This is a genomic window from Pseudomonas brassicacearum subsp. neoaurantiaca, from assembly GCF_013608025.1.
Lineage (GTDB): Bacteria > Pseudomonadota > Gammaproteobacteria > Pseudomonadales > Pseudomonadaceae > Aquipseudomonas.
On the sequence record NZ_VDLV01000033.1, the window covers coordinates 1 to 26701 of the forward strand.

Genomic DNA, 26701 nt, shown 5'->3' on the forward strand with positions numbered 1-26701 from the left:
AGCGGCATAAACACCGTAATCGGTGTCCGGGATTACTTGACCAGTTCAGCTTGCTCGCGATGCCGGTCTGTCAGGCGACATCTCTGTTGAATGTCAGGTCGCCATCGCGAGCAAGCTCGCTCCCACAGGGGGTTGTGGTGCTTGGACTGGTTATTTACGCGCCACAATCACCGCCCGCATCGGCGCCGGCAGGCCTTCGATGGTTTTGCCGTGGTCGGCGGGGTCGAGGAAATCGCTCAGCGACTGATACTTCATCCACTCGGTGCTGCGCTGTTCCTCCACGGTCGTCAGGCTCACGTCCACGCAGCGCACATCGCTGAACCCGGCGCGGCGCAGCCAGCGTTCCAAGGCTGGCACCGAAGGCAGGAACCACACGTTGCGCATCTGCGCGTAGCGGTCCTCCGGCACCAGCACCTGATGTTCGTCACCCTCGATCACCAGGGTTTCCAGCACCAGTTCACCGCCCTTGACCAGGCAATCTTTCAAGGCAAGCAAATGCTCGATCGGCGAGCGGCGATGGTAGAACACGCCCATGGAGAACACCGTGTCGAAGCCTTCGAGCTCCGGCGGCAGGGCTTCGAAGGGGAACGGCAGGTGCCAGGCGTTGGGCTGGGACAGGTAGCGCTGCACCGCCTGAAACTGGCAGAAAAACAGCCAGTTGGGGTCGACGCCGATCACCGTGTCCGCGCCGGCACCGAGCATGCGCCACATGTAGTAGCCATTGCCGCAGCCGACATCGAGGATGCGCTTGCCCTTGAGATCGAGATGCGGTGCGACGCGCGACCATTTCCAGTCCGAGCGCCATTCGGTGTCGACGTGTACGCCAAACAGATCGAACGGGCCTTTGCGCCAAGGCGACAAGCCCATCAGCGCGGTACGCATCTGGGCGCGAGTTTCGTCAGAGCAATCGACATCCAATGTCAGCCCGTTCAGCAGATCCACGGTGGTGGGCTGCAAGACAGGCAGCGCATCGAGCGCGCTTTGCCAACGCTCCAGATCGCCGTGGCCCTTTTCCATCTTGGCGTCCAGCTGCGCCTGCAGCGTCGTGGCCCAATCGGCCAGGGGCGTGCCGGCCAGATGGCGGGCGAGGGGAGACAGATCAATCATGGCAAGGCAATCAACGAGGCGAAGTTAAGACACTGGAACCACGGCACGACTTTCGAGAACCCGGCCGCCAGCAGGCGCTCGCGGTGTTCTTCGAGGCTGTCGGGCTTCATGACATTTTCGATGGCACTGCGTTTCTGGGCAATTTCCAGTTCGCTGTAGCCGTTGGCGCGCTTGAACGCCACGTGCAGGTCGGTGAGCAGCGCGTGTTCCTCGGCATCGTTGAAGCGCAGCTTCTCCGAAAGGATCAGGGCGCCACCGGGCAGCAACGATTGGCGGATGCGGCTCAGCAGCGCGGTGCGCTGGTCCGGCGCGATGAATTGCAGGGTGAAGTTCAACGCCACGACCGAGGCCGGCTGGAATGCCAGGGCCAGGATGTCGCCCTCGATCACCTCTACTGGCAGCAACTCCTGGAACATCGAGTCCTGGCCGTTGAGGTATTCCCGGCAACGCTCGACCATGGCCGCCGAGTTATCCACCGCGATCACCCGGCAACCGTCGGTGCGCACATGGCGGCGCAGGGCCTGGGTCACCGCGCCGAGGGACGATCCCAGGTCATAGAGCACGCTGTTGGGCTGGGCAAATTGCGCCGCGAGCACGCCGAGGTTCTCGACGATGGTCGGGTAACCCGGCACCGAACGCTTGATCATGTCCGGAAAGACGCGCACCACATCTTCGTTGAAGGCGAAGTCAGGCACTTGGGCCAAGGGTTGGGCGAACAGGCGATCGGGTTCTTTGCTCACGGCGGTTCCAGCGGCTGGGGCGAAAAGGCCGGCATTTTAACCAGAAAATCATCGGTTCTGTGCGGCTTTCAAATGGACATTCGCCTATCAGCCAACCCCAGCTCAATTCACCGAAATGGCGCAATCAAAGGTTTCCACGGGCGGCACTTCCGGTGCCCACGGCTGTTGATAAGTCAGGCGCAAGCGCCCGGTGCCACCCGCGAACGCCTGGAAACGCCAGGTCGATACCCCTGCGGCGCCGACCACGCCAGCGTCTTCGGGGTTGCGATAGACCTCCGGGCCAAGGCCTTTCAGAACGCCGCCGGCCGAGTCCTGGATGCTCCAGCGATAGCCGGTGGTGGGGTTGCTCGGCAGGCTCAGGATCAGGTTCTGCCCGCTATTGAGTCGCACAGGGCACTGACTCTGCTTTTCCAGCGTCACGTTTTGTTTCGGCTGTGTGGCGCAGGCGCTCAGCAGGGCGAGGCTGACTGGGACGAGCAGGCGGGTGATGGACATAAGGACTCCGGCATTCACGACGAACGGCGAGCATAACCGAAGATGCTACCAGGTGTGTCAGGTGGGCATGTGTTGTTGCTGATGCCGCCATCGCGAGCAAGCTCGCTCCCACAGTGGATTAGTGGTGTTCACAGCATTTGTGATCCACACCAAACCCTGTGGGAGCGAGCTTGCTCGCGATGAGGCCGGTACAGCCGCTAGAGAAACATCAGAACAACACTTTCGCCACATCCGCAAACCGCTTGGCGAAATGCACCGTGACGCCTTCCTTCAGATAGTCCGGCAGTTCTTCGAAGTTGCCCCGGTTGGCTTCCGGCAGGATCAGTTCATTGATCTTCTGCCGACGCGCCGCGATGACCTTCTCGCGTACGCCGCCAATCGGTAGCACGTGCCCGGTCAAAGTCAATTCGCCAGTCATGGCCACGCCTTTCTTCGGTGGCTGGTTGCGCGCCAGGGACAGCAGGGCGCTGGCCATGGTAACGCCGGCACTCGGCCCGTCCTTCGGCGTGGCGCCTTCCGGTACGTGCAGGTGGACAAAGGCCTCGTCGAAGAACTTTGGATCACCGCCGAACTGCTTCAGGTGCGAGCTGACGTAGCTGTGGGCAATTTCCGCCGACTCCTTCATCACCTCGCCCAGTTGCCCGGTCAGCTTGAATCCGCGATTGAGCGTGTGGATGCGCGTTGCTTCGATCGGCAAGGTGGCGCCGCCCATGCTGGTCCAGGCCAGGCCGGTAATCACCCCGACGCCGGACAGCACCTGCTCGTTGCGGAACACCGGTTTGCCCAGGGAGGCCTCGAGGTCCTTCGGCCCAAGCTTGATCACCGCTTTTGGCTCCTCGATCAGCTTCATCACCGCCTTGCGCACCAGTTTGCCCAGTTGTTTTTCCAACTGGCGCACACCAGCTTCACGGGCGTAGCCGTCAATCAGCGCCTTGAGGGCGCTGTCGTTGATGCTCAGGCTGCCCTTGGACACGCCAGCCTTGGCCAATTGCTTGGGCCACAGATGGCGCTTGGCGATGGCGACCTTTTCTTCGGTGATATAGCCCGACAGGCGAATCACTTCCATGCGGTCCAGCAGCGGGCCGGGAATCGAGTCCAAGGTGTTGGCGGTGCACACGAAGAGCACTTTGGACAGGTCCAGGCGCATGTCCAGGTAATGGTCGAGAAATTCGACGTTCTGCTCGGGATCGAGGGTTTCCAGCAGCGCGGACGCCGGGTCGCCCTGGTAGCTCTGGCCCATCTTGTCGATTTCGTCGAGCATGATCACCGGGTTCATCACTTCGACGTCCTTGAGCGCCTGCACCAGTTTGCCCGGCTGGGCCCCGATGTAGGTGCGCCGATGGCCCTTGATCTCGGCTTCGTCGCGCATGCCGCCGACACTGAAACGATAGAAGGGACGCCCGAGGGATTCGGCGATCGATTTGCCCACGCTGGTCTTGCCCACGCCCGGCGGGCCTACCAGCAAGACGATGGAGCCGCTGATCTCGCCTTTATAGGCGCCCACGGCGAGGAATTCGAGGATGCGGTCCTTGATGTCGTCCAGGCCGGCGTGATGCTGGTCGAGTACCTTGCGGGCATGCTTGAGGTCGAGCTTGTCCTGGCCGTACACGCCCCACGGCACCGACGTCGCCCAATCCAGGTAATTGCGCGTGACGGCGTATTCCGGTGAACCGGTCTCCAGGATCGAGAGCTTGTTCATTTCCTCTTCGATGCGCTTCTGGGCCTGGGCGGGCAGGACCTTGCCTTCCAGGCGCTGCTCGAATTGTTCGAGATCGGCGCTGCGGTCGTCCTTGGTCAGTCCCAGCTCCTGCTGGATGACCTTAAGCTGTTCCTTGAGGAAGAATTGGCGCTGATGTTCGCCGATCTTGCTGTTGACCTCGGCGGAAATCTCTTTTTGCAGCCGCGCGACTTCGACTTCCTTGCGCAGCATCGGCAGGACTTTCTCCATGCGCTTGAGCATCGGCACGCAATCGAGGACTTCCTGCAATTCGCTGCCGGTGGCAGAGGTGAGTGCGGCGGCGAAATCTGTCAGGGGCGATGGGTCATTGGGGCTGAAGCGGTTGAGGTAGTTCTTCAATTCTTCGCTGTACAGCGGATTGAGCGGCAGCAATTCCTTGATCGCATTGATCAACGCCATGCCATAGGCCTTGACCTCATCGGTCGGCTCGCTGGGCTGATGCGGATACTCGACCTCCACCAGGTACGGCGGGCGATGATGCTTGAGCCAGGTGCGGATGCGTACGCGGGTCAGGCCCTGGGCGACGAACTGCAATTTGCCGGCTTCACGGCTGGCGTGGTGGACCTTAACCAGCGTGCCGTAGAGCGGCAGTTTCGAGGTGTCGAAATGACGCGGGTCTTCCTGCGGGCTGTCCATGAAGAACAGCGCGAGGGAATGATGCTCGGACTTGGCTACCAATTCCAGGGTTTCGGCCCACGGCTCTTCGTTGACGATGACCGGCAGCACCTGGGCCGGGAAGAACGGACGATTGTGGATTGGAATGATGTAGACCTTGTCCGGCAGGTTCTGGCCAGGCAAGGCCAGGCCGGTGCCGGAGGAAGTGTGTTCGATGTGCTCGGATTCAGCGTATTCGTTGGTGGCTTCAGTAGAGTGCTGGTCGCTCATGGGGCACCTGCGCAATGGGGTATGGGGTCTTAGATGGGGCAGGTGGGGGGTGGTTTCAATGGGGGGCGATTGTTAACGGCTATTTCATTGGAGGGCGTTGGCCCGTAGGAGCTGCCGAGCGAAGCGAGGCTGCGATCTTTTCCCTGACGCTTGAATTTCAAGCGGAAGATCAAAAGATCAAAAGATCAAAAGATCAAAAGATCAAAAGATCGCAGCCTGCGGCAGCTCCTACAGAGGCGCGTCAGGCGACCCGGTTCAAGTCGTTGTGACGCGTTTCCTTCAGGCACATCACCGCGATCACGCTGAGCACGGCGGCTGCGGAAACGTACCCGCCGACGTAGCTCAGGCCACCCATCGCCACCAGCTTCTGGGCGAAGAACGGCGCCGCCGAAGCGCCGACGATTCCGCCCAGGTTGTAGGCTGCCGACGCACCGGTGTAGCGCACGTGCGTAGGAAACAGCTCCGGCAGCAACGCGCCCATCGGGGCGAAGGTCACGCCCATCAGGAACAGCTCGATGCACAGGAACAGCGCCACGCTTCCCGTTGATCCTTGGGTCAGCAATGGCTCCATGAGAAAGCCCGATGCAACCGCCAGCAGTCCGCCGCCGATTAACACCGGCTTGCGCCCAAACCGGTCGCTGGCCCAGGCCGACAGTGGTGTCGCGGCGGCCATGAACAACACCGCAAAGCACAGCAGGCCAAGGAACGTCTCGCGACTGTAGCCCAGGCTCGCTACGCCATAGCTCAGGGAAAACACCGTGGAAATATAGAACAGGGCGTAACACACCACCATCGCGGCCGCGCCAAGCAATGTGGGCGCCCAGTACTGGCTGAAGAGCTCGACCAAGGGGATTTTCACCCGTTCCTGGCGGGCCATGGCACTGGCGAACACCGGCGTCTCGTGAAGCTTGAGGCGGACGTACAGGCCGACGATCACCAGTACGGCGCTGAGCAGGAACGGAATCCGCCAGCCCCAGGAACGGAATTGCTCGTCATCCAGCGTCATGGCCAAGGTCAAGAACAACCCGTTCGCCGCCAGGAAGCCGATGGAGGGGCCCAACTGGGGAAACATGCCGAACCAGGCGCGCTTGCCTTTGGGCGCGTTCTCGGTGGCCAGCAAGGCCGCGCCGCCCCATTCGCCGCCAAGCCCCAGCCCTTGGCCGAAACGCAGCAGGCACAGAAGGATGGGGGCCCAGGCGCCGATGCTGGCGTAGCCGGGAAGCACACCGATGAGGGTTGTACAGACACCCATCAGCAGCAGCGATGCCACCAGTGTCGATTTGCGCCCGATGCGGTCGCCGAAATGGCCGAACAGCGCCGAGCCCAGCGGACGGGCAAGGAAGGCGATGCCGAAGGTCAGGAAGGACGACAGCATCTGCGCCGTGCCTGATGTCTGCGGAAAGAACACCGGCCCGATCACCAGGGCGGCGGCGGTGGCGTAGACGTAAAAATCGTAGAACTCGATGGCGGTGCCGATGAAGCTCGCGGTCGCCACGCGGCTGGCCGAATTGGTCGGCTGGACAGGCACGGCGTCGTTGCAGGTGGTGGTTGTCATTCGGTTATCCCTGACAGTCATGTGCTCCGTTGGAGCGAATTATTATGGTCGAACACCCAGGGATGTGGGGTGGGCGCTGTCGCTGTTTCGGGTAGGAACAGTCGCAGGGCTGAAGCGGATAGTGCCGGTGAGCGGCCCGGAACCTTCCGGGTGCAGGGTAGGCACGGGGTTCGGGCGGGGCTGGGTAAGCGGATTGAGTATAAGAAGGAGGCTAACGAATCAACAAGTGAGTACGCACACAATATCAATGTTGACGGTGAGCTTTTTGTGGCGAGGGGATTTATCCCCGCTGGACTGCGAAGCAGTCCCAAAAAGGTAAGCGGTGTTGTATCTGATGCACCGAGATGGCAGGTTTTGGGGCCGCTGCGCGACCCAGCGGGGCGGTGCGACGTTTCGCTAAATCCCCTCGCCACAACAGTGTTTTACCTTGAGCCTGTTGGGGGATCAGGAAACAGCGGGCACCGTACTGTTATGCCACACCAGCACCTGGCTGACGCGGTTGTCGACGGTTTCGATGATTTCCAGCCGATAGCGGCCAATCTTCAGGCACACCGGGCTTTCCGGGATGGTCTCCAACGCTTCGGTCACCAAACCGTTGAGGGTCTTGGGGCCATCGCAGGGCAAATGCCAGCCGAGGGTCTTGTTCAGTTCGCGGATCGATGCCGCGCCATCGATCATCAAGCGTCCATCGGGCTGGGGATGGACATGCGGGTTGTCGAGGCTGTGCTCGCTTTCGAACTCGCCGACGATTTCCTCGAGAATGTCCTCCAGGGTCACGATGCCCAGCACCTCGCCATATTCGTCCACCACCATGCCCAGGCGCCGCTGCTGTTTGTGGAAGTTGAGCAACTGCAATTGCAGCGGTGTGCTTTCAGGCACGAAGTACGGCTCGTGGCAGGCGGCCAGCAGCGCCTCCTGGGTCAGGCTCGCATCCGCCAGCATATGACGGATCTGCCGGGTATTGAGCACCGCTTCGACCTGGTTGATGTCGCTGTGGAACACCGGCAGCCGGGTGCGCCGGTTCAGGCGCAACTGCTCAATGATCTCGCCGATGGGGTCGTCCAGGTTGATCCCGTCCACCTCGCTGCGGGGCACGAGGATGTCGTTGACGGTGATGTTGTCCAGCGCATGGATGCCGGAAATCGGGTGTACGCGACCGTTGCCCTGCTCTTGTTCCTGTTCGGCGAGGGGTGTTGGGGATGGTTCATCGTCGCTTTGCTGGACGGCGCGGGCCTTGCGGGCAAGGGGGCGTAGCAGCAATTGGCTGAGGCCATTGAGCAGCCAGGCGGCGGGGTAGAGAATTTTCAGTGGTATGCCGAGCAACGTGTTGCCCAAGCCCAATACGGCATCGGGAAAACGGCTCGCCAAGGTGCGTGGCAGGTAATCGGCAAACACCAGCAGGGCCGCACTGGTGCCGAGCCAGGCCAGCCAGGGGCCGTTTTCCAGCCAGGTGAAGAGTGCCAGCAACGTGGCGATGACTACGGCCAGGGTGCGGCAGAAGGTATTGCACAGGATCAGGCTGGCCAAGGGGAAGCTCAGGCGTGCCAGCGGTTTGTCATTGGCGCGCGAGGCCCGGCGTCGGGCCAGCAAGTATTGCTGGGCGGCTTCGATGGCCGTGAACAGGGCCGACCAGAGGATCAGTACGACCATTACTGCAAACATGGGCCCTACGGGCAGGCTCTCCATCAGACTCGTCCGTCAGATATGCAGGATATATTCGCGGACCAACTTGCTGCCGAAGTACGCCAGCATCAGCAGGCAGAACCCCGCCAGTGTCCAGCGAATCGCCTTGTGGCCACGCCAGCCGAGACGGTTGCGGCCCCACAACAGCACGCTGAACACCACCCACGCCAGGCACGCCAGCAGAGTCTTGTGCACCAGGTGCTGGGCGAACAGGTTCTCGACGAACAGCCAGCCGGAGATCAGCGACAGCGACAGCAGGGTCCAGCCGGCCCAGAGGAAACCGAACAACAGGCTTTCCATGGTTTGCAGCGGCGGGAAGTTGCGAATCAGTCCGGACGGATGCTTGTTTTTGAGCTGGTGGTCCTGCACCAGCAGCAACAGCGCCTGGAACACGGCGATGGTGAACAGGCCGTAGGCGAGGATCGACAGCAGGATGTGGGCGAGGATGCCCGGCTCTTCGTCGATGATCTGCACCGTGCCCGACGGCGCGAACTGCGCCAGCAACACCGTCGCCAGTCCCAGCGGGAACAACAGCACCAGCAGGTTTTCCACTGGGATGCGCGAGCAGGCCAGCAGCGTCAGGGCAATCACCGCGACGGCAATCAGGCTGGCGGCGTTGAAGAAGTCCAGGCCCAGGCCGATCGGCGTCATCAAGTGGGTAAAAAGGCTGGCCGCATGGCCGAGCACCGCCAGCACGCCAAGCGTGACCAGCAGGCGTTTGTTCGCCTTGGCGCCGGAGGCCAGGCGGGTGCCTTGATAGAGGGTCGCAGCGGCGTACAGGCAGGCGGCGGCGAGGGAAGCAAGCAAACTGGGTGACAAGGGGAGCATAAGTCCTGTTAGGCAAGCCCGAAAGGCGCTGAGTTTGGCATAGAACCCCCTCCACACGAAAGACCACTGCAAGGTGTACGCCGCACGCTTCTTCGCTATAATCCGCGACCTGCCCACGCCGCAGGCTCGCCGAGCACATATTTCACGGTCTGGGCCGCCATTATCCCGGTCTCATCTGGGCCTGAAAGGATCGCGCATGTTTGAAAACCTAACCGACCGTCTCTCGCAGACGCTGCGCCATGTCACCGGCAAGGCGAAACTGACCGAGGACAACATCAAAGACACCCTGCGCGAAGTGCGCATGGCGTTGCTCGAAGCCGACGTCGCCCTGCCGGTGGTCAAGGACTTCGTCAATTCGGTGAAGGAACGCGCCGTCGGCACTGAAGTGTCGCGCAGCCTGACGCCGGGCCAGGCCTTCGTGAAGATCGTCCAGGCCGAGCTCGAAAGCCTGATGGGCGCCGCCAACGAAGACCTAAACCTGAGCGCCGTACCGCCAGCGGTCGTGCTGATGGCCGGTCTCCAGGGCGCGGGCAAGACCACCACTGCCGGCAAGCTGGCGCGCTTCCTTAAAGAGCGCAAGAAAAAGTCGGTGATGGTGGTGTCTGCGGACATCTACCGTCCGGCGGCGATCAAGCAGCTGGAAACCCTGGCCAACGACATCGGCGTGACATTCTTTCCGTCCGACCTGAGCCAGAAGCCGGTGGACATCGCCCAGGCGGCTATAAAGGAAGCGAAGCTGAAGTTCATCGACGTGGTTATCGTCGATACCGCCGGTCGCCTGCACATCGATGAAGAGATGATGGGCGAGATCAAGGCGCTGCATGCCGCGATCAATCCAGTGGAAACCCTGTTCGTCGTCGATGCCATGACCGGCCAGGACGCCGCCAACACCGCCAAGGCGTTCGGTGATGCGCTGCCGCTCACCGGCGTGATCCTGACCAAGGTCGACGGCGACGCCCGTGGCGGTGCTGCGCTGTCGGTCCGCGCCATCACCGGCAAGCCGATCAAATTCATCGGCATGGGCGAGAAGAGCGAAGCGCTCGAACCGTTCCACCCCGAGCGTATCGCTTCGCGCATCCTCGGCATGGGCGACGTGCTCAGCCTGATCGAACAGGCGGAAGCGACCCTCGACAAGGACAAGGCCGACAAACTGGCCAAGAAACTGAAGAAGGGCAAGGGCTTCGACCTCGAGGACTTCCGCGATCAGTTGCAACAAATGAAGAACATGGGCGGCCTTGGCGGCCTCATGGACAAACTGCCGAACATCGGTGGCGTGAACCTGGCGCAGATGGGCAATGCCCAGGGCGCGGCTGAAAAACAGTTCAAGCAGATGGAAGCCATCATCAACTCCATGACCCCGGCCGAGCGCCGCGACCCTGAGCTGATCAGCGGTTCGCGCAAGCGCCGTATCGCCATGGGTTCCGGTACCCAGGTGCAGGACATCGGTCGCTTGATCAAGCAACACAAGCAGATGCAGAAGATGATGAAGAAATTCTCCGCCAAGGGCGGAATGGCCAAGATGATGCGCGGCATGGGCGGTATGTTGCCCGGCGGCGGCATGCCGAAAATGTAAAGAATCTGCGCCGGCTGTCATGTCGGCGTTGCCCCGCACGGAAGCGGGGATCTCCAGCAAACCCGCACTATGCGGGAGCTGACCAGCCGGTTTTCATGACGGCTTCATGGCAGATCTTGATTGCACGGCGCCAGGCGCCGGAAAAAGTCATTTGCAAAAGTCCGGATATTCCTTAGAATATGCGGCCTTTCGGGCACCTATGCCCGCTGTGCATTTAGATTTGCAGCACCGACTACAGGAACGATGTTCACATGCTAACAATCCGTCTTGCCCTTGGCGGCTCCAAAAAGCGCCCGTTTTACCACCTGACCGTAACCGACAGCCGCAACCCGCGTGACGGTTCCCACAAGGAACAGGTTGGTTTCTTCAACCCAGTTGCCCGTGGTCAGGAAGTTCGTCTGTCCGTGAACCAAGAGCGCGTAGCCTACTGGCTGAGCGTTGGTGCACAACCTTCTGAGCGCGTTGCTCAGTTGTTGAAGGAATCGGCTAAGGCCGCGGCCTGAGCAATATGAACGCGACGCCAAAAGATGCCGGTGATTTGATCGTTGTCGGCAAGATCTACTCTGTACATGGCGTTCGCGGCGAAGTGAAGGTGTATTCCTTTACTGATCCGATCAAGAACCTGTTGGACTACAAAACCTGGACGCTCAAGCGCGAAGGTAGCGTGAAACAGGTGGAGCTGGTCAGCGGACGCGGGAACGACAAGTTCCTGGTCGCAAAGCTCAAGGATCTCGATGATCGTGAAGAAGCACGTCTTCTGGCCGGTTATGAGATCTGCGTGCCGCGCAACCTGTTCCCTGAACTGACCGACGGCGAGTACTACTGGTACCAGCTGGTGGGTCTGAAGGTCATCGACCACCTCGGGCAATTGCTCGGGAAGATCGATCACCTGCTCGAGACCGGTTCGAACGATGTCATGGTGGTCAAGCCTTGCGTCGGCAGCCTGGATGATCGCGAACGCCTGTTGCCCTATACCGAGCAATGCGTGTTGGCAGTCGACCTTGAAGCAGGCGAGATGAAGGTGGAATGGGATGCGGATTTCTAAACGTGGCTAATTTGCGCGTTGAAGTCATCACGCTGTTTCCCGAGATGTTTTCCGCCATCAGCGAATACGGCATAACCAGCCGCGCGGTGAAACAGGAGCTGTTGCAGCTCACCTGTTGGAATCCGCGAGACTACACCACGGATCGGCATCACACTGTGGACGATCGCCCGTTTGGCGGTGGTCCGGGCATGGTGATGAAGATCAAGCCCCTGGAAGATGCACTGGTTCAGGCCAGGGCGGCAGCCGGGGAGGGTGCGAAGGTAATCTACCTGTCGCCCCAAGGCCGTCAGCTGACTCAGTCGGCGGTACGCGAGCTGGCGAATTCGGATGCATTGATCCTGATTGCCGGCCGTTATGAAGGCATTGACGAGCGTTTCATTGAAGCTCATGTCGATGAAGAGTGGTCGATTGGCGACTATGTACTGTCTGGTGGCGAGCTGCCGGCGATGGTCCTGATCGATGCGGTTACACGACTGCTGCCTGGAGCTTTAGGGCATGCGGATTCCGCCGAGGAAGATTCCTTTACGGATGGTCTGCTGGATTGCCCGCACTACACCCGACCGGAGGTGTATGCGGATCAGCGTGTTCCCGACGTGTTGCTAAGTGGCAACCACGCGCATATCCGGCGTTGGCGTTTACAGCAGTCCCTTGGTCGGACCTATGAACGACGCGCCGATCTTCTGGAAAGCCGCTCGCTTTCTGGAGAAGAGAAGAAGCTGCTCGAGGAATACATCCGCGAGCGGGACGATAGTTAACAACGTATCGATGGTAAGTCCGTTGACTTGCCTTAGGAGCACAGCATGACTAACAAAATCATCCTTGCACTCGAAGCAGAGCAGATGACCAAAGAGATCCCTACCTTTGCCCCGGGCGACACCATTGTCGTTCAGGTGAAAGTGAAGGAAGGCGACCGTGCGCGTCTGCAAGCGTTCGAAGGCGTTGTCATCGCCAAGCGTAACCGCGGCGTAAACAGTGCATTCACCGTTCGCAAAATCTCCAACGGTGTTGGCGTAGAGCGTACTTTCCAGACCTACAGCCCGCAAATCGACAGCATGGCTGTGAAGCGTCGCGGTGACGTGCGTAAAGCCAAGCTGTACTACCTGCGCGACCTGTCGGGTAAAGCAGCTCGCATCAAGGAAAAACTGGCTTAAGTCCAGCTTCCGATGCAAAAAAAGCAGCCTGCGGGCTGCTTTTTTGTTGCCTGCGATTTGCGCTTTGAGCACCCTGCATAGCTTCATGTTCCCTTTCGACGCCGTGTGTGCTCGTATCCTTCAAGAGTTTTTATGCCCGCCATCGATCATCCGCTCATAGACCAGTTTCTCGACGCCCTGTGGCTGGAAAAGGGGCTGTCCGATAACACACGCGGCGCCTACCGCAGCGACCTCGCCCTGTTCAACGGCTGGTTGCAGGAAAAAAACCTGGAACTGGCCAACGCCGGCCGGGAGTTGATCCTTGATCATTTGGCGTGGCGCCTGGAGCAGAATTACAAACCGCGCTCCACCGCACGATTCCTCTCCGGGTTGCGTGGGTTTTATCGCTATTTGCTAAGGGAAAAGATGATCGCGGTGGACCCGACCTTGCGCGTGGAAATGCCGCAACTGGGACGTCCGCTGCCCAAATCCTTGTCGGAGGCGGACGTAGAGGCATTGCTGGCGGCCCCGGACCTCAGCGACCCCATCGGCCAGCGTGATCGGGCCATGCTGGAAGTTCTCTATGCCTGTGGCCTGCGTGTTACCGAGTTGATCAGCCTGACGCTGGAGCAGGTCAACCTGCGCCAGGGTGTGCTGCGGGTGATGGGCAAGGGCAGCAAGGAGCGCCTGGTGCCGATGGGCGAGGAAGCGATCGTCTGGGTTGAGCGTTACATGCGCGACGCCCGTCATGATCTGCTGGGTGGGCGTCCCAGCGATGTGCTGTTTCCCAGCCTGCGCGGCGAGCAGATGACCCGCCAGACCTTCTGGCACCGCATCAAGCACCAGGCCAAGGTGGCCGGTATCAACAAATCGCTTTCCCCGCACACCTTGCGGCATGCCTTCGCCACGCACCTGCTCAATCACGGCGCCGATTTGCGGGTGGTGCAGATGCTGCTGGGGCACAGCGATTTATCCACAACTCAGATCTACACCCATGTGGCCCGGGCGCGGTTGCAGGACTTGCACGCCAAGCACCATCCCCGCGGCTGAGCCTGCCGCGATGTTATCAATGCTGACGCTATCGCGAGCAAGCTCGCTCCCACAGGGATCCGTATTGGGCGCGCGATCCCGGCTGGCACCGATCAAAGTTCGGGAGCGAGCTTGCTCGCGATAGCTGTGTGTCAGCCGCCATCAATTCTGTATGTGATACAAAACGTCGTGTGTCACCGGCATTCGGCCACGCCACCCTTATGTGGTAGGCTTTCCCGGTTTGCACGGTGGGCGGCTGGAACCCGAATCTGCGGGTCGGCGTTTCCTCGTCCCATTTGTTCGCCTCAGGAGTCCCCATGCGTTTGATCCAGATGTTCACCGCCGCCGCCATTGCGCTGGCCAGTACCTTTGCCATCGCCGATGACGCGGCCGACCAGGCTATCCGCAAGAGCCTGGCCAACCTTGAGCTCGAAGTGCCGATCGAAGCCATTACCGCCAGCCCGATGTCCGGCCTGTATGAAGTCAAGCTAAAGGGCAGCCGCGTGCTGTATGCCAGCGCCGACGGCCAGTACATCGTCCAAGGCAACCTGTTCGCGCTCAAGGACGGCAAGCCGGTCAATCTGACCGAGATCACCGAGCGCCAGGGCATCTCCAAGCTGATCAACGGCATCCCGGTTGCCGAGACCGTGGTCTACCCGGCAATCGGCGAGACCAAATCGCACATCACCGTATTCACCGACACCACCTGCCCGTATTGCCACAAGCTGCACGCCGAAGTGCCGGAACTGAACAAGCGCGGCATCGAAGTGCGCTACGTGGCGTTCCCGCGCCAAGGCCTGGGTTCGCCGGGCGACGAGCAGTTGCAGGCGGTCTGGTGCTCCAAGGACAAGAAGGCGGCCATGGACAAGATGGTCGACGGCAAGGAAATCAAGGCCGCCAAGTGCGAGAACCCGGTTTCCAAGCAGTTCGCCCTCGGCCAGTCCATCGGCGTCAACGGCACGCCGGCTATCGTTCTGGCGGACGGCCAGGTGATTCCGGGCTATCAGCCGGCGCCGCAAGTCGCCAAACTGGCCCTGAGCGCAAAATGACCAGGGTCGATCCGCTTTTGAAGATCACGGCTCGGCGAAAACCTTCGTCGGGCCGTTAAACACAAAGTCGCGTTGCTGCGCGGCTGTATTTCACGGCCGACCTTGCGTCGGCCGTTTCATGGGGAGTCAAGAGTGAATCCGGTCAAAGTAGGCATCTGTGGGTTAGGTACCGTCGGTGGCGGCACCTTCAACGTACTTCAGCGCAACGCCGAGGAAATTGCTCGTCGTGCCGGGCGTGGAATCGAAGTGGCACAAATTGCCATGCGCACGCCAAAGCCTCAGTTCCAGACGACCGGTATTGCGATTACCAACGATGTCTTCGAAGTGGCCACGAACCCTGAGATCGACATCGTGATAGAGCTGATGGGCGGCTATACCGTTGCCCGAGAGCTGGTACTCAAGGCCATCGAGAATGGCAAGCATGTGGTCACCGCGAACAAGGCGCTCATCGCCGTTCACGGTAATGAGATTTTCGCCAAGGCACGCGAGAAAGGCGTGATCGTGGCGTTCGAAGCCGCCGTGGCCGGGGGTATCCCGGTGATCAAGGCGATTCGCGAAGGCCTCTCGGCCAACCGCATCAACTGGGTTGCGGGGATCATCAACGGCACCGGCAACTTCATCCTCACCGAGATGCGCGAAAAAGGTCGCACCTTCGAGGATGTACTCACCGAAGCCCAGGCCCTGGGGTACGCCGAGGCCGATCCGACCTTCGACGTGGAAGGCATCGACGCGGCGCACAAGCTGACGATCCTGGCTTCCATCGCCTTTGGTATTCCGCTGCAGTTCGACAAGGCCTACACCGAAGGCATCACCAAGCTGACGACGGCCGACGTGAACTATGCTGAAGCCCTGGGCTACCGCATCAAGCACCTGGGCGTGGCGCGCAGCACTGCCAGTGGCATCGAATTGCGCGTACACCCGACGCTGATCCCAGCGGATCGCCTGATCGCCAACGTCAACGGCGTGATGAACGCGGTGATGGTCAATGGCGATGCTTCCGGCTCGACGCTGTTCTATGGCGCCGGTGCTGGCATGGAGCCAACGGCGTCCTCGGTGATTGCCGACCTGGTGGATGTGGTTCGCGCCATGACCTCGGATCCGGAAAACCGTGTGCCGCATCTGGCCTTCCAGCCGGACTCGTTGTCGGCCCATCCGATTCTTCCGATCGACGCCTGCGAAAGTGCCTACTACTTGCGCATTCAGGCCAAGGACCATCCGGGTGTATTGGCCCAGGTGGCGAGCATTCTTTCGGAGCGTGGCATCAACATCGAGTCGATCATGCAGAAGGAAGTCGAGGAACACGACGGCCTGGTGCCGATGATCCTGCTGACCCACCGTGTGGTCGAGCAGCGTATCAACGATGCGATTGCCGCGTTGGAAGCGCTGCAGGGCGTCGTTGGCCCAGTGGTCCGTATCCGTGTCGAACATTTGAACTAATAAAGCGGCAAGCCATAAGCTGCCAGCCGCAAGTAAAAGCCGAGCCGCTTTTTACTTGCCGCTTGTAGCTTGAGGCTTGAAGCTCAAACCGAAGGTTTGCCCCTATGCGCTATATCAGCACCCGCGGCCAGGCACCGGCCCTGAATTTCGAAGATGTCCTGCTGGCCGGCCTGGCCACGGATGGCGGTCTCTACGTGCCGGAGAACCTGCCGCGTTTCACCCAGGAAGAAATCGCCTCCTGGGCCGGCCTGCCGTACCACGAGCTGGCCTTCCGCGTGATGCGCCCGTTTGTTGCCGGCAGCATTCCGGACGCCGATTTCAAGAAGATCCTCGAAGAGACCTATGGCATCTTTTCCCACAATGCCATCGCCCCGTTGCGTCAGCTCAACGGTAACGAATGGGTCATGGAGTTGTTCCACGGTCCGACCCTGGCGTTCAAGGACTTCGCCTTGCAACTGCTCGGCCGCCTGCTGGACTATGTGCTGCAGAAACGTGGCGAGCGCGTGGTGATTGTCGGTGCGACTTCCGGCGACACCGGTTCGGCCGCCATCGAAGGCTGTAAGCATTGCGAGAACGTCGATATCTTCATCCTGCACCCGCACAACCGCGTCTCGGAAGTGCAGCGCCGGCAGATGACGACTATCTTCGGCGAAAACATCCACAACATTGCCATCGAAGGCAACTTCGATGACTGCCAGGAAATGGTCAAGGCGAGCTTCGCCGACCAGAGTTTCCTCAAGGGCACGCGGCTGGTGGCGGTGAACTCGATCAACTGGGCGCGGATCATGGCCCAGATCGTCTATTACTTCCACGCAGCCCTGCAATTGGGTGGCCCGGCCCGTTCGGTATCGTTCTCGGTGCCTACCGGCAACTTCGGCGATATCTTCGCCGGCTACCTGGCGCGCAACATGGGCCTGCCGATCAATCAACTGATCGTCGCGACCAACCGCAACGATATCCTGCACCGCTTCATGAGCGGCAACCAGTACGTGAAGGAAACCCTGCACGCCACGCTGTCGCCGTCGATGGACATCATGGTGTCGTCGAACTTCGAACGCTTGTTGTTCGATCTGCATGGTCGCAACGGCGCGGCGATCGCCAGCCTGATGGACAGCTTCCGTCAGGGCGGCGGTTTCAGCGTCGAGGCCGAGCGCTGGACCGAGGCCCGCAAGCTGTTCGATTCCCTGGCCGTGGATGACGCGCAGACCTGCGAGACCATCGCCGAGGTGTTCGAGCAGAGCGGTGAGTTGCTCGACCCGCACACCGCCATCGGTGTGAGGGCTGCGCGGGAGTGCCGTCGCAGCCTGGACATCCCGATGGTCATCCTGGGCACCGCCCACCCGGTCAAGTTTCCGGAAGCCGTGGAGAAGGCGGGCGTAGGAAAAGCGCTCGAACTGCCTGCACATCTTTCTGATTTATTTGAGCGAAACGAGCGTTGCACCGTTTTGCCAAACGACCTGAAAGCCGTGCAGGCCTTTGTCAGCCAGCATGGCAATCGCGGCAAGCCCCTCTGACCACCGTCATCTGCTACATTTGAAGCCCGTCTCCTGACGGGCTTTCTTGTTTCTGCATGCCAGATTGGTCGGGTTTTCAATCACCCTGGCGATGGATGACGGTCGAGCTGCGCACGGTCAAGACCTGCGGGGAGGCGAGGGCACTTGGAGAGGCGGGAAGCCCACGCCACCGTCGAGAATGAAAACGGTGTGCATCTGCCTGTCACATTGGACGCGCATGCTCGTTTGAACAGGCCACGGGTGTGGCGCTTCGTTGCGCTGGCGAACTTTCTGCCAGGCCCAGCGGTCACTTACTGTGCAGTTGTTTTTTCGGACTAATGAAGGGTGATCGAATGGAAAGTATCAGCCTGTTGCTGAATGAAGCCTTGAGCCCGTATCAGGTCACGCTCACTCCCTCCGGTACCAAGGGCGAGTGCCTGGTGACGCTGAAGAACCGCTCGGGCGCCATCATGGTCGAGCGAGCGTTCAATCAAGCCCAATTGGCTGACAAGCGCCAACTGACCGACGTGGTCGATGGCCTGCATCGCGATGTGATGATCGCCGAAGGCCGCTTGGAGCCTTGCGTGATCGCGGCATTGCGCAATCTGGCGCGCGACAAGGTCATGAGCGTCCCGAATTGAGCGACATTTCCTAGGGAACCTTCCTACATCCTAGTGAGTCAGACCTTTTACCAACAAGAGCAAGCATTGTGCTCCGGTGCTTGTCGCTTGTTGTACGGACCTGAATGGTCACGTTTAACCCCGAGTTGTCTCCCCACTTCTCGGGGTTTCTTTTTGCCTGGGATTTATGGTCCGGCTCGTTATATCTCGCTAAGCAGCATCGAACCTTTGTGGGAGCGAGCCTGCTGGCGAATGCAATGTTTCAATCAATACATCATTGACTGACCCTACGCATTCGCGAGCAGGCTCGCTCCCACAGTTGATCTTCTAATTGATTTCTTTCGCTGTGGATCTCAAATAGCGCCATCGGCCCGTAGTTTGGCGATCCGCTGCGCATCGTAGCCGAGCTCGTCGAGTACCTGATCCGTATGCTCGCCCAACGCCGGCCCGACCCATTCGGACGTGCCAGGTGTTTGCGAGAGCTTCGGGATGATCCCAGGCATCTTGAACGCCTTGCCGTCCGGCAGCTTGGCCTGCAGGAACATTTCCCGGGCGAGAAATTGCGGGTCGCTGAACATGTCTTCGGCGCTGAAGATCCGACTGGCCGGGACTCCAGCCTGGTTCAACTGTTCGATGACAGCCTCCAACGGCAGTGAGTTGACCCAACGGTCGATCACGCCATAGAGCTCGTCGCGGCGACTGTCACGTCCATCATTGCTGGCCAGTTGCGGGTCGTCGGCCAGGTCGTCACGGCCGATGATTTGCATGAAGCGCTTGAAGATCGCGTCACCGTTGGCGCCGATCTGTACATGCTTGCCGTCGGCGCTGGTATGGATGGACGACGGGGTGATACCGGGCATGATGTTGCCGGTGCGCTCGCGGATGAAACCGAAAACATCGAATTCCGGCACCATGCTTTCCATCATGGCGAATATCGCTTCATACAGCGCCACGTCCACCACTTGTCCGGTTCCGCCATTCACCTCGCGATGACGCAAGGCCATCAGCGCGCCGATCACGCCCCAGAGCGCGGCAATCGAGTCGCCGATGGAGATTCCCGTGCGGACCGGCGGACGATCCTCGAAACCGGTGATGTAGCGCAGGCCGCCCATGGATTCGCCAACGGCGCCAAACCCCGGTTGATCCTTCATCGGCCCGGTCTGGCCGAAACCCGAAAGCCGGACCATTACCAGCTTTGGATTCAGTGCGTGCAACACGTCCCAGCCCAGGCCGAGTTTTTCCAACACGCCGGGGCGAAAGTTTTCGATCAGGATATCTGCTTCGCCGATCAGCTGTTTGAGGATCGCCAAGCCTTCGGGGTGCTTGAGGTTCAACGTCAGGGACTTTTTGTTGCGCGCCTGGACAAACCACCACAAGGACGTGCCTTCATACAGCTTGCGCCACTTGCGCAGTGGATCGCCGCCATCGGGCGATTCGACCTTGATCACCTCGGCGCCGAATTCACCGCAGATGCGCGAGGCGAATGGGCCGGCGATAAGGGTGCCGAGTTCGATGACCTTGACGCCGGCAAGGGGTTTGGCAGTAAGCGACATAACGAATCCTTGTAGGACAAAGGCGGAACGAGAACAGCGTTTTATCATAGGCCAAGGTCAGTCGCCGCAGGTTGATGGTCGGCAATTCGTGGATTGTCCGTGTCATCGGTTAGACTTGCCGCCTTTCCTCGTATCAAGAAGCCCGTTCATGGCCCAGCCGTCCACGACCTACAAGTTTGAACTGAACCTCACCGACCTCGACCGCAGCGTGTATGAGAGCGTAAAGCAGACCATCGCCCGCCATCCTTCGGAAACCGAGGAGCGCATGACCGTGCGCCTGTTGGCCTACGCGTTCTGGTACAACGAGCTGCTGTCGTTCGGTCGTGGTCTGTCAGACGTCGATGAGCCTGCGTTGTGGGAAAAAAGCCTGGACGACCGCGTGCTGCATTGGATCGAAGTCGGCCAGCCGGACGCCGATCGCCTGACGTGGTGCTCGCGCCGCACCGAGCGCACCAGCCTGCTGGCCTATGGCAGCCTGCGTGTCTGGGAAGGCAAGGTCATTCCCGCCGTGAAGACGCTGAAAAACGTGAACATCGCCGCCGTGCCCCAGGAAGTCCTCGAAACCCTGGCCCAGGACATGCCCCGGGTCATCAAGTGGGACGTGATGATCAGCGAAGGCACGATTTTCGTGACCGACGACCGTGGCCAGCACGAAGTGCAACTGCAGTGGTTGCTCGGCGAGCGTGGTTGAAGGGTCATATTGCATAGATTCACCGTGGCGAGGGAGCTTGCTCCCGCTTGGGTGCGCAGCGCCCACAATAGGAGGGCCGCTGCGCGCTGGAGCGCCGGCCCGGCCTAGCGGGGCAAGCTCCCTCGCCACAAGGATTCCCACTTTAAAGAGAAGTTTTTGTCTCCCCCATGCGCATAGAACCCCGCCAGTTACCCGACACCCTGCCATTGCTCGGTGACCTGCCGCCGCTGTTGACCCGCCTGTATGCCGCCCGAGGCGTGCAATCGGTGGCTGAGTTGGATAAAAGCCTTGCGCGCTTGATTCCCTATCAACAGCTCAAGGGCATTGATGCCGCAGTGGACCTCTTGGTGACGGCGCTGGAGCAACGTCAACGCATCCTGATCGTTGGCGATTTCGACGCCGACGGTGCGACTGCCAGTACGGTAGGGGTATTGGGCCTGCGCCTGCTCGGTGCGGCCCATGTCGATTACCTGGTGCCCAACCGCTTCGAATATGGCTACGGACTGACTCCGGAGATCGTTGAAGTCGCTTTGGAGCGTGAGCCGCAGCTGCTGATCACCGTGGATAACGGCATCTCCAGCGTCGAAGGCGTGGCGGCGGCGAAAGCGGCGGGTCTCAAAGTGCTGGTTACCGATCACCACTTGCCCGGTCTCGAGTTGCCGGCGGCCGACGCAATCGTCAACCCGAACCAACCGGGTTGTGAATTCCCCAGTAAGGCACTGGCAGGCGTCGGCGTGATTTTCTACGTGCTGATGGCGCTGCGGGCGCGTTTGCGCAGCCTGGGCTGGTATGCCACCAAGCCCCAGCCGAACATCGGCGAACTGCTGGACCTGGTGGCGCTGGGCAGTGTCGCCGACGTGGTGCCCCTGGACGCCAATAACCGGATCCTGGTGCACCAGGGCCTGGAGCGTATTCGCGCCGGCCGCGCCCGTCCCGGGATCAAGGCGATCCTGGAAGTGGCCAAGCGCGACCCATCGCGTATCACGTCCACTGACCTCGGTTTCATTCTCGGCCCGCGACTGAATGCGGCGGGGCGCCTGGACGACATGAGCCTGGGCATCGAATGCCTGCTCACCGATGACCCGGCGCTGGCGCGGGAAATGGCGGCGCAACTGGACGGCATGAACCAGGATCGCAAATCCATCGAGCAGGGCATGCAGCGCGAAGCGCTGGCCCAGCTCAAGGACTTGCCGGTGGAGTCGATGCCGTTCGGTTTGTGCCTGTTCGATCCGCAGTGGCACCAAGGGGTCATCGGCATCCTCGCCTCGCGGATGAAAGAGCGGTATTTCCGTCCGACCATTGCCTTTGCCGATGCCGGGGACGGTTTGCTCAAAGGCTCTGGCCGCTCGGTAGCGGGCTTTCATATTCGCGATGCGCTGAGTGTCGTCGCGGCACAGCATCCGACGTTGATCAGCAAATACGGCGGTCATGCCATGGCGGCGGGATTGACGTTGCCCGAGGCAAATTTTCCGTTGTTCGCCGAGGCGTTTGACGCGGAAGTGCGCAGGCAATTGCGCGAAGAAGACCTGACCGGACGACTCTTGTCGGACGGCACCCTGGCGGTGGAGGAGTTTCATCTGGAACTGGCCCGGGCGCTGCGTCACGCCGGCCCTTGGGGCCAGCATTTCCCCGAGCCGATGTTCCATGGCGTATTCCAGTTGGTCGAGCAGCGCGTGGTGGGCGAGCGGCACCTGAAGGTCGTGCTCAAGAGCGAGTGCGGCTCGGTGAAGCTCGATGGCATTGCCTTTGGCATCGACCGTGAGATCTGGCCAAACCCTACCGTGCGCTGGGTAGAACTCGCCTACAAGCTCGACCTCAACGAGTTTCGCGGCCAGGAAACGGTGCAGTTGATGATTGCCCATATCGAACCGCGATAGACACCCCCAATATCCTGTGTCTGACTCTGTGGCGAGGGAGCTTGCTCCCGTTGGACGCGCTAGCGTCCCCTTGCGATGTGATGACTGGAATTCAGGGGGCCGCTTCGCGACCCAGCGGGAGCAAGCTCCCTCGCCACAGAATGCAAGCAGGCCTCCAGCGAGTGGCGTTGCGTCACACCGTCAGTTTTTCAGGTCTGAACCCTGCTTCCTCCCAGGTTGTCGACTAGTCTCTAAGCACTGCTTGATAGCCCTTGTGACGTCTTGTCTGTTTCTTTGCCCGCGGGGGCGGGTGTTGCGCCTTTTGTCACTCGTCGACTTTTCAAACAGAACCCTGGAGCCTGCCCACTGATTCGAGAGGTGCCCCATGAGTCTGCTGCTGGAACCCTATACCCTTCGTCAATTGACCCTGCCCAATCGCATCGCCGTCTCGCCGATGTGCCAGTATTCGAGCGCCGATGGCCTGGCCAACGACTGGCACCTGGTGCACCTCGGCAGCCGCGCCGTGGGGGGCGCCGGGCTGGTGTTCACCGAAGCCACCGCCGTCACCGCCGATGGTCGCATTACCGCCCAGGACCTGGGCTTGTGGAACGACGAACAGATCGAGCCGCTACAGCGCATCACCCGCTTCATCACCGCACAAGGGGCGGTGCCGGGCATTCAACTCGCCCACGCCGGTCGCAAGGCCAGCACCTGGCGGCCATGGCTGGGCAAGCATGGCAGCGTTAAGCCGGAGGACGGTGGCTGGGTGCCGGTCGGCCCGTCGCCAATCGCCTTCGATCCGCAGCACACCCAACCGGTTCAGCTGGACGAGGCGCAGATCGCCGACGTCATCCAGGCATTCGTGGACGCGGCCAAGCGCGCCTTGACCGCCGGCTTCAAGGTCGTCGAGGTCCATGCGGCCCATGGCTACCTGCTGCATCAATTCCTCTCGCCGTTGAGCAATCAGCGCCGCGATCAATATGGCGGCTCGTTCGAAAATCGCATCCGGCTGGTGTTGCAAGTGACCGAGGCGGTCAGGGCTGTCTGGCCTGAAGAGCTTCCGGTATTCGTGCGGGTCTCCGCCACCGACTGGGTCGAAGACGGTTGGAACCCGGATGAAACCGTGGAGTTGGCGCGCCGCTTCAGGATGCTGGGGGTGGACTTGATTGACGTGTCGTCGGGCGGCACCGCCGCGAATGCGGAAATTCCCACCGGCCCGGGCTATCAGACGCGCTTCGCCGAACGGGTACGCAAGGAGTCGGAAATCGCCACCGGCACCGTGGGCATGATCACCGAACCGGCCCAGGCCGAGCACATTTTGCGTACCTGCCAGGCCGATATCATCTTCCTGGCTCGGGAGCTGTTGCGCGATCCGTATTGGGCACTGCATGCCGATGATGACCTGGGCGGACGCAAGGCCACCTGGCCCGCGCAGTACCAGCGGGCGACGCATCGGGACCAGCCGATCCATGAGTCGGATTTGCGGGACTAAGGGCCTGATAAAAGCAAAAAGCCCCGGTCGTCATTGGCTGGGGCTTTTTGTTATTGGGCTGGATTATTCGGCGGCTGTACCGGCCTCATCGTCGGATCGCCGCCCGGAGCAAGCTCGCTCCCACAGGAAATGTGTGAACAACACAAATCTCCTGTGGGAGCGAGCTTGCTCGCGATAGCGTTAGCCCAGACACCTGACCGCTATCACGGATACTTGCGCTTATCCGGCGCCGGCGGAAAGTACTGATACAACCAGGTTTCGCTCAAGGTCCGGTCCTTGGAGCGAATGAACAGCCGCATTTCCACCGGGGCCACGCGATCATCAGTTGGGTACCAGTCGAAGGTAATGCGATAACCCTTGATCGAATCCAGCACCAATACGTTGAAATCCTTCACTTCGCCGTGGGAGCACGTCACCACCGGTTCGATGCCGGTGCCCGGTGGCAACTGGTCGAGGCCGCCGCCGCTGAAGTCCACGGCAAAACGCCGCGCCCAGACGGTCGGGTAATGCTCGCCGGGTGCCCAACCTTCGATAAAACCGCCCATGCCGGAACGGGTCGCATCGACATGCGCCAGGTCGGTGCTGACCGGAGGCAAGGCGCTCCAGTAGAGCTTGTAGCCGTAGTTCAGCGAATCACCGGCGGCGACGGGTTTTTTCGGTGTCCAGAACGCGACGATGTTGTCGAGGGTTTCGCCGGTGGTAGGGATTTCCAGCAGATCGACGGAGCCTTCGCCCCATGCGGTCGTAGGTTCTACCCACAAGCTTGGACGTTTGCTGTACCAGTCCACGGTGTCCTGGTAACTGTCGAAGTCATGGTCGGTCTGCACCAGGCCGAAGCCTTTCGGGTTCTTGTCGGCGAAGGCGTTGAATTGCAGGGTGGCGGGGTTGTTCAGCGGGCGGCAGACCCACTCGCCGTTGCCGCGCCACATGGCCAGCCGGTCGGAATCATGAATTTGCGGGTGGATGGTGTCGCACATGCGTCGTTCGACCGTGCCACAGCTGAACATGCTGGTCATTGGCGCAATGCCCAATTGCTCGATGGCGGTACGGGCGTTGATGTGTGCATCGATCTCCATGACGACCCGGGTCGGTTGGCAGTCGATGTCAAACCGATAGGCGCCAGTGGCGCTAGGCGAGTCGAGCAAGGCATAGACCACGAAACGGGTGCTGTTCTTGTCCGGGGTTTCGAACCAGAACTTGGTGAAATCGGGAAATTCCTCGCGCTTCTTGGCATAGGTGTCGATGGCCAGGCCGCGGGCTGACAAGCCGTACTGCCCGCTGGCGTCGACGGCGCGGAAGTAACTGGCGCCAAGGAAGGAAACGATATCGTGGCGGTCCAGCTCCGGTGCCTTGAATACCCGGAACCCGGCGAAGCCCAGGTCACCGGTCAGTTGCGAGGTGTTGACGGTGGTCTTCTCATAATTGAACAGCTCTGGACGGAAATGCACCTCCCGGGCCATGCGCGTCTTCGCATCGACGCTGTACATGCGCACCGGTTGCTTGAAGCCCATGCCGACGTGGAAGAACTGAACGTCCAGCTGGCCGTCTACGGCGTTCCACAGCGAATGGTTGGCGTCGTACTTGATGGCGTTGAATTGCAGGGGCGACATCTGCGCCAGAGTGGGCGGCAGGACTTGCTTGGTGTCGGTGTAGGTGCTCTTGGCCAACTGCCGGGCCTGGTCTTTAAGCGCATCGAAATCGAACGGCCGGGCTTCGCCATCGGCTGTCTGATCGGCCGCCCAGGCACGTGCGGCCATGAGCCCGGAAGCTGAGAGCCCGGTGTAGGCGGCAAAGGCCATGGAGGCCTTGAGCAGATTCCTGCGGTGCATAAATACAACCTTTTCTCGAAACAATCCCGCGCCGATCCTGGGAACAGGGATTGGTATTAGGGTTCGGACATGCCTTTGGCCAAACGCGACGGACGTTAGAACAGATACCTGAGAGCTGGATCGGTTCACCGAGGCGCAAAATCATAGGGGAAATGATGGGTTTGAGAGATGGAAAAGCGGGCTTCGGTCAAATTTTCTTACAGACTTTTCCTTTTTTTACGGCGTTTCGGCGTTTTTTGACTAATTACTCTAAAAAACCCTTTTCACGTTTGGAATCCTCCTTATTCTTTAGCGAGATAGCCGACGTAACCGTTCACCGGGCGCTATAGGCCAACACGACGCAACGAAGGACAAGTCATGATGAAATTACAGGGCATCACCGAAATGCTGGGCGTTTTCCCCGGCCTGGGCACCAAGCGTCGGTCGCGGCGGCTTAGCCTGGAAGAATTGAGATTGGTCGAGCGCTATCGAGAGTTGTCGGAAAACGACCGGATCGCCATGCGTTACCTGGTAGACGCGATGCGGCGCGTTTCGAGGTTTTGAGCATTTGATTTCCAAGGAGAACGTTATGTCGTCAACGGTAGCAAGTAACGGACGGGTGACCATTCCCAAGGCTATTCGCGAGGCTCTGCAATTGGTTCCGGGGTGTGCTGTCGAATTCAGCATCAATGCGCTTGGCGAAGTGGTGTTACGTGCCGTGAGACACCCTGAGGCAAGGGATTGGGCCCAGGATTGCTTCGAAGTCACCCATAGCAGGGCGAAGATGAAGCGGCGTACAGGTGAGTTGATGGCGCGATTGCCTGCCAGGTATAAATGAAGTGGGTGTGTCGTCATGGCCGTTCAGAAAACACGACCAGACATTGCCGTCCGGTC

At 60.5% G+C, this 26701-nt stretch carries 24 protein-coding genes; 15 read left to right on the plus strand and 9 right to left on the minus strand.

Annotated elements, in window-relative coordinates; genetic code table 11:
- Positions 1-150: 150 nt before the first annotated feature.
- From cmoB to FHK92_RS17230, 7 genes are all read right to left on the minus strand, one after another.
- Positions 151-1107, minus strand: coding sequence for a tRNA 5-methoxyuridine(34)/uridine 5-oxyacetic acid(34) synthase CmoB (cmoB, locus tag FHK92_RS17200; RefSeq protein ID WP_181289109.1), 957 nt, complete (start codon positions 1105-1107; stop codon positions 151-153).
- Entirely contained in the window at positions 1104-1847 is a 744-nt protein-coding gene (cmoA, locus tag FHK92_RS17205; RefSeq protein WP_181289110.1) for a carboxy-S-adenosyl-L-methionine synthase CmoA, read from the minus strand. Before cmoA ends, cmoB begins: the two co-directional genes overlap by 4 nt.
- 102 nt (positions 1848-1949) lie before the next feature.
- Positions 1950-2342 (minus strand): protease inhibitor I42 family protein, encoded by a 393-nt coding sequence (locus tag FHK92_RS17210; RefSeq protein WP_181289111.1) that lies wholly within the window; start codon positions 2340-2342, stop codon positions 1950-1952.
- 208 nt (positions 2343-2550) lie between these two features.
- The gene (gene lon / locus FHK92_RS17215; RefSeq protein WP_258232678.1) at positions 2551-4965 is read right to left on the minus strand and encodes an endopeptidase La; all 2415 of its coding nucleotides are present in this window, start codon (positions 4963-4965) and stop codon (positions 2551-2553) included.
- Positions 4966-5206: 241 nt separating this feature from the next.
- Complete coding sequence (locus FHK92_RS17220) at positions 5207-6520, minus strand: MFS transporter (RefSeq protein WP_181289112.1); 1314 nt, start codon at positions 6518-6520, stop codon at positions 5207-5209.
- A 444-nt stretch (positions 6521-6964) separates the two neighbouring features.
- Positions 6965-8206 (minus strand): CNNM domain-containing protein, encoded by a 1242-nt coding sequence (locus FHK92_RS17225; protein WP_181289113.1) that lies wholly within the window; start codon positions 8204-8206, stop codon positions 6965-6967.
- Between the two features lie 12 nt (positions 8207-8218).
- Positions 8219-9031 carry a cytochrome C assembly family protein gene (locus FHK92_RS17230; protein WP_181289114.1) on the minus strand — a complete coding sequence of 271 codons (813 nt, stop codon included), beginning with the start codon at positions 9029-9031 and terminating at the stop codon, positions 8219-8221.
- A gap of 196 nt (positions 9032-9227) precedes the next feature.
- Here FHK92_RS17230 and ffh point away from each other — a divergent pair, with 196 nt between their 5' ends.
- The 10 genes from ffh to FHK92_RS17280 all read left to right on the plus strand — a co-directional run bounded on the left by ffh (position 9228) and on the right by FHK92_RS17280 (position 18428).
- Entirely contained in the window at positions 9228-10604 is a 1377-nt protein-coding gene (ffh, locus tag FHK92_RS17235) for a signal recognition particle protein (protein ID WP_030139561.1), read from the plus strand.
- Positions 10605-10855: 251 nt separating this feature from the next.
- Positions 10856-11107, plus strand: a complete 252-nt coding sequence (rpsP, locus tag FHK92_RS17240) for a 30S ribosomal protein S16 (protein ID WP_003198088.1) — start codon at positions 10856-10858, stop codon at positions 11105-11107.
- 5 nt (positions 11108-11112) lie between these two features.
- Positions 11113-11649 carry a ribosome maturation factor RimM gene (gene rimM / locus FHK92_RS17245; protein WP_030139560.1) on the plus strand — a complete coding sequence of 179 codons (537 nt, stop codon included), beginning with the start codon at positions 11113-11115 and terminating at the stop codon, positions 11647-11649.
- Positions 11631-12404 (plus strand): tRNA (guanosine(37)-N1)-methyltransferase TrmD, encoded by a 774-nt coding sequence (trmD, locus tag FHK92_RS17250; RefSeq protein WP_181289115.1) that lies wholly within the window; start codon positions 11631-11633, stop codon positions 12402-12404. Before rimM ends, trmD begins: the two co-directional genes overlap by 19 nt.
- 45 nt (positions 12405-12449) lie before the next feature.
- On the plus strand, positions 12450-12800 hold the full coding sequence (gene rplS / locus FHK92_RS17255; RefSeq protein ID WP_030139558.1) for a 50S ribosomal protein L19: 351 nt from the start codon (positions 12450-12452) through the stop codon (positions 12798-12800).
- A gap of 132 nt (positions 12801-12932) precedes the next feature.
- Complete coding sequence (gene xerD / locus FHK92_RS17260) at positions 12933-13829, plus strand: site-specific tyrosine recombinase XerD (RefSeq protein ID WP_181289116.1); 897 nt, start codon at positions 12933-12935, stop codon at positions 13827-13829.
- Between the two features lie 296 nt (positions 13830-14125).
- Entirely contained in the window at positions 14126-14857 is a 732-nt protein-coding gene (locus FHK92_RS17265; RefSeq protein ID WP_030139556.1) for a DsbC family protein, read from the plus strand.
- Positions 14858-14989: 132 nt separating this feature from the next.
- Positions 14990-16294 carry a homoserine dehydrogenase gene (locus FHK92_RS17270; protein WP_030139555.1) on the plus strand — a complete coding sequence of 435 codons (1305 nt, stop codon included), beginning with the start codon at positions 14990-14992 and terminating at the stop codon, positions 16292-16294.
- 104 nt (positions 16295-16398) lie between these two features.
- The gene (gene thrC / locus FHK92_RS17275; RefSeq protein WP_181289117.1) at positions 16399-17808 is read left to right on the plus strand and encodes a threonine synthase; all 1410 of its coding nucleotides are present in this window, start codon (positions 16399-16401) and stop codon (positions 17806-17808) included.
- 332 nt (positions 17809-18140) lie between these two features.
- The gene (locus tag FHK92_RS17280) at positions 18141-18428 is read left to right on the plus strand and encodes a DUF3509 domain-containing protein (protein WP_181289118.1); all 288 of its coding nucleotides are present in this window, start codon (positions 18141-18143) and stop codon (positions 18426-18428) included.
- 332 nt (positions 18429-18760) lie between these two features.
- Here FHK92_RS17280 and FHK92_RS17285 read toward each other — a convergent pair whose 3' ends face one another.
- Complete coding sequence (locus tag FHK92_RS17285; RefSeq protein ID WP_181289119.1) at positions 18761-19960, minus strand: CaiB/BaiF CoA transferase family protein; 1200 nt, start codon at positions 19958-19960, stop codon at positions 18761-18763.
- A gap of 148 nt (positions 19961-20108) precedes the next feature.
- On the opposite strand from FHK92_RS17285, the gene FHK92_RS17290 reads away from it, so the two are divergent.
- The 3 genes from FHK92_RS17290 (at position 20109) to FHK92_RS17300 (ending at position 23999) form a co-directional block, all read left to right on the plus strand.
- On the plus strand, positions 20109-20651 hold the full coding sequence (locus FHK92_RS17290; RefSeq protein ID WP_181289120.1) for a YaeQ family protein: 543 nt from the start codon (positions 20109-20111) through the stop codon (positions 20649-20651).
- A gap of 167 nt (positions 20652-20818) precedes the next feature.
- Positions 20819-22528, plus strand: coding sequence for a single-stranded-DNA-specific exonuclease RecJ (recJ, locus tag FHK92_RS17295; protein ID WP_181289121.1), 1710 nt, complete (start codon positions 20819-20821; stop codon positions 22526-22528).
- Between the two features lie 364 nt (positions 22529-22892).
- Positions 22893-23999: an NADH:flavin oxidoreductase/NADH oxidase gene (locus tag FHK92_RS17300; protein WP_181289122.1), complete on the plus strand. Its 1107-nt coding sequence runs from the start codon at positions 22893-22895 to the stop codon at positions 23997-23999.
- Positions 24000-24202: 203 nt separating this feature from the next.
- Here the strand turns inward: FHK92_RS17300 and FHK92_RS17305 are convergent, their stop codons facing one another.
- Complete coding sequence (locus tag FHK92_RS17305; protein WP_181289123.1) at positions 24203-25828, minus strand: glucan biosynthesis protein D; 1626 nt, start codon at positions 25826-25828, stop codon at positions 24203-24205.
- Between the two features lie 357 nt (positions 25829-26185).
- Between FHK92_RS17305 and FHK92_RS17310 the strand changes: the two genes are divergently transcribed.
- Together FHK92_RS17310 and FHK92_RS17315 are read left to right on the plus strand one after the other, a co-directional pair.
- Positions 26186-26371, plus strand: a complete 186-nt coding sequence (locus FHK92_RS17310; protein ID WP_181289124.1) for a hypothetical protein — start codon at positions 26186-26188, stop codon at positions 26369-26371.
- 25 nt (positions 26372-26396) lie between these two features.
- Positions 26397-26645: an AbrB/MazE/SpoVT family DNA-binding domain-containing protein gene (locus tag FHK92_RS17315; RefSeq protein WP_181289125.1), complete on the plus strand. Its 249-nt coding sequence runs from the start codon at positions 26397-26399 to the stop codon at positions 26643-26645.
- Positions 26646-26701: the final 56 nt, after the last annotated feature.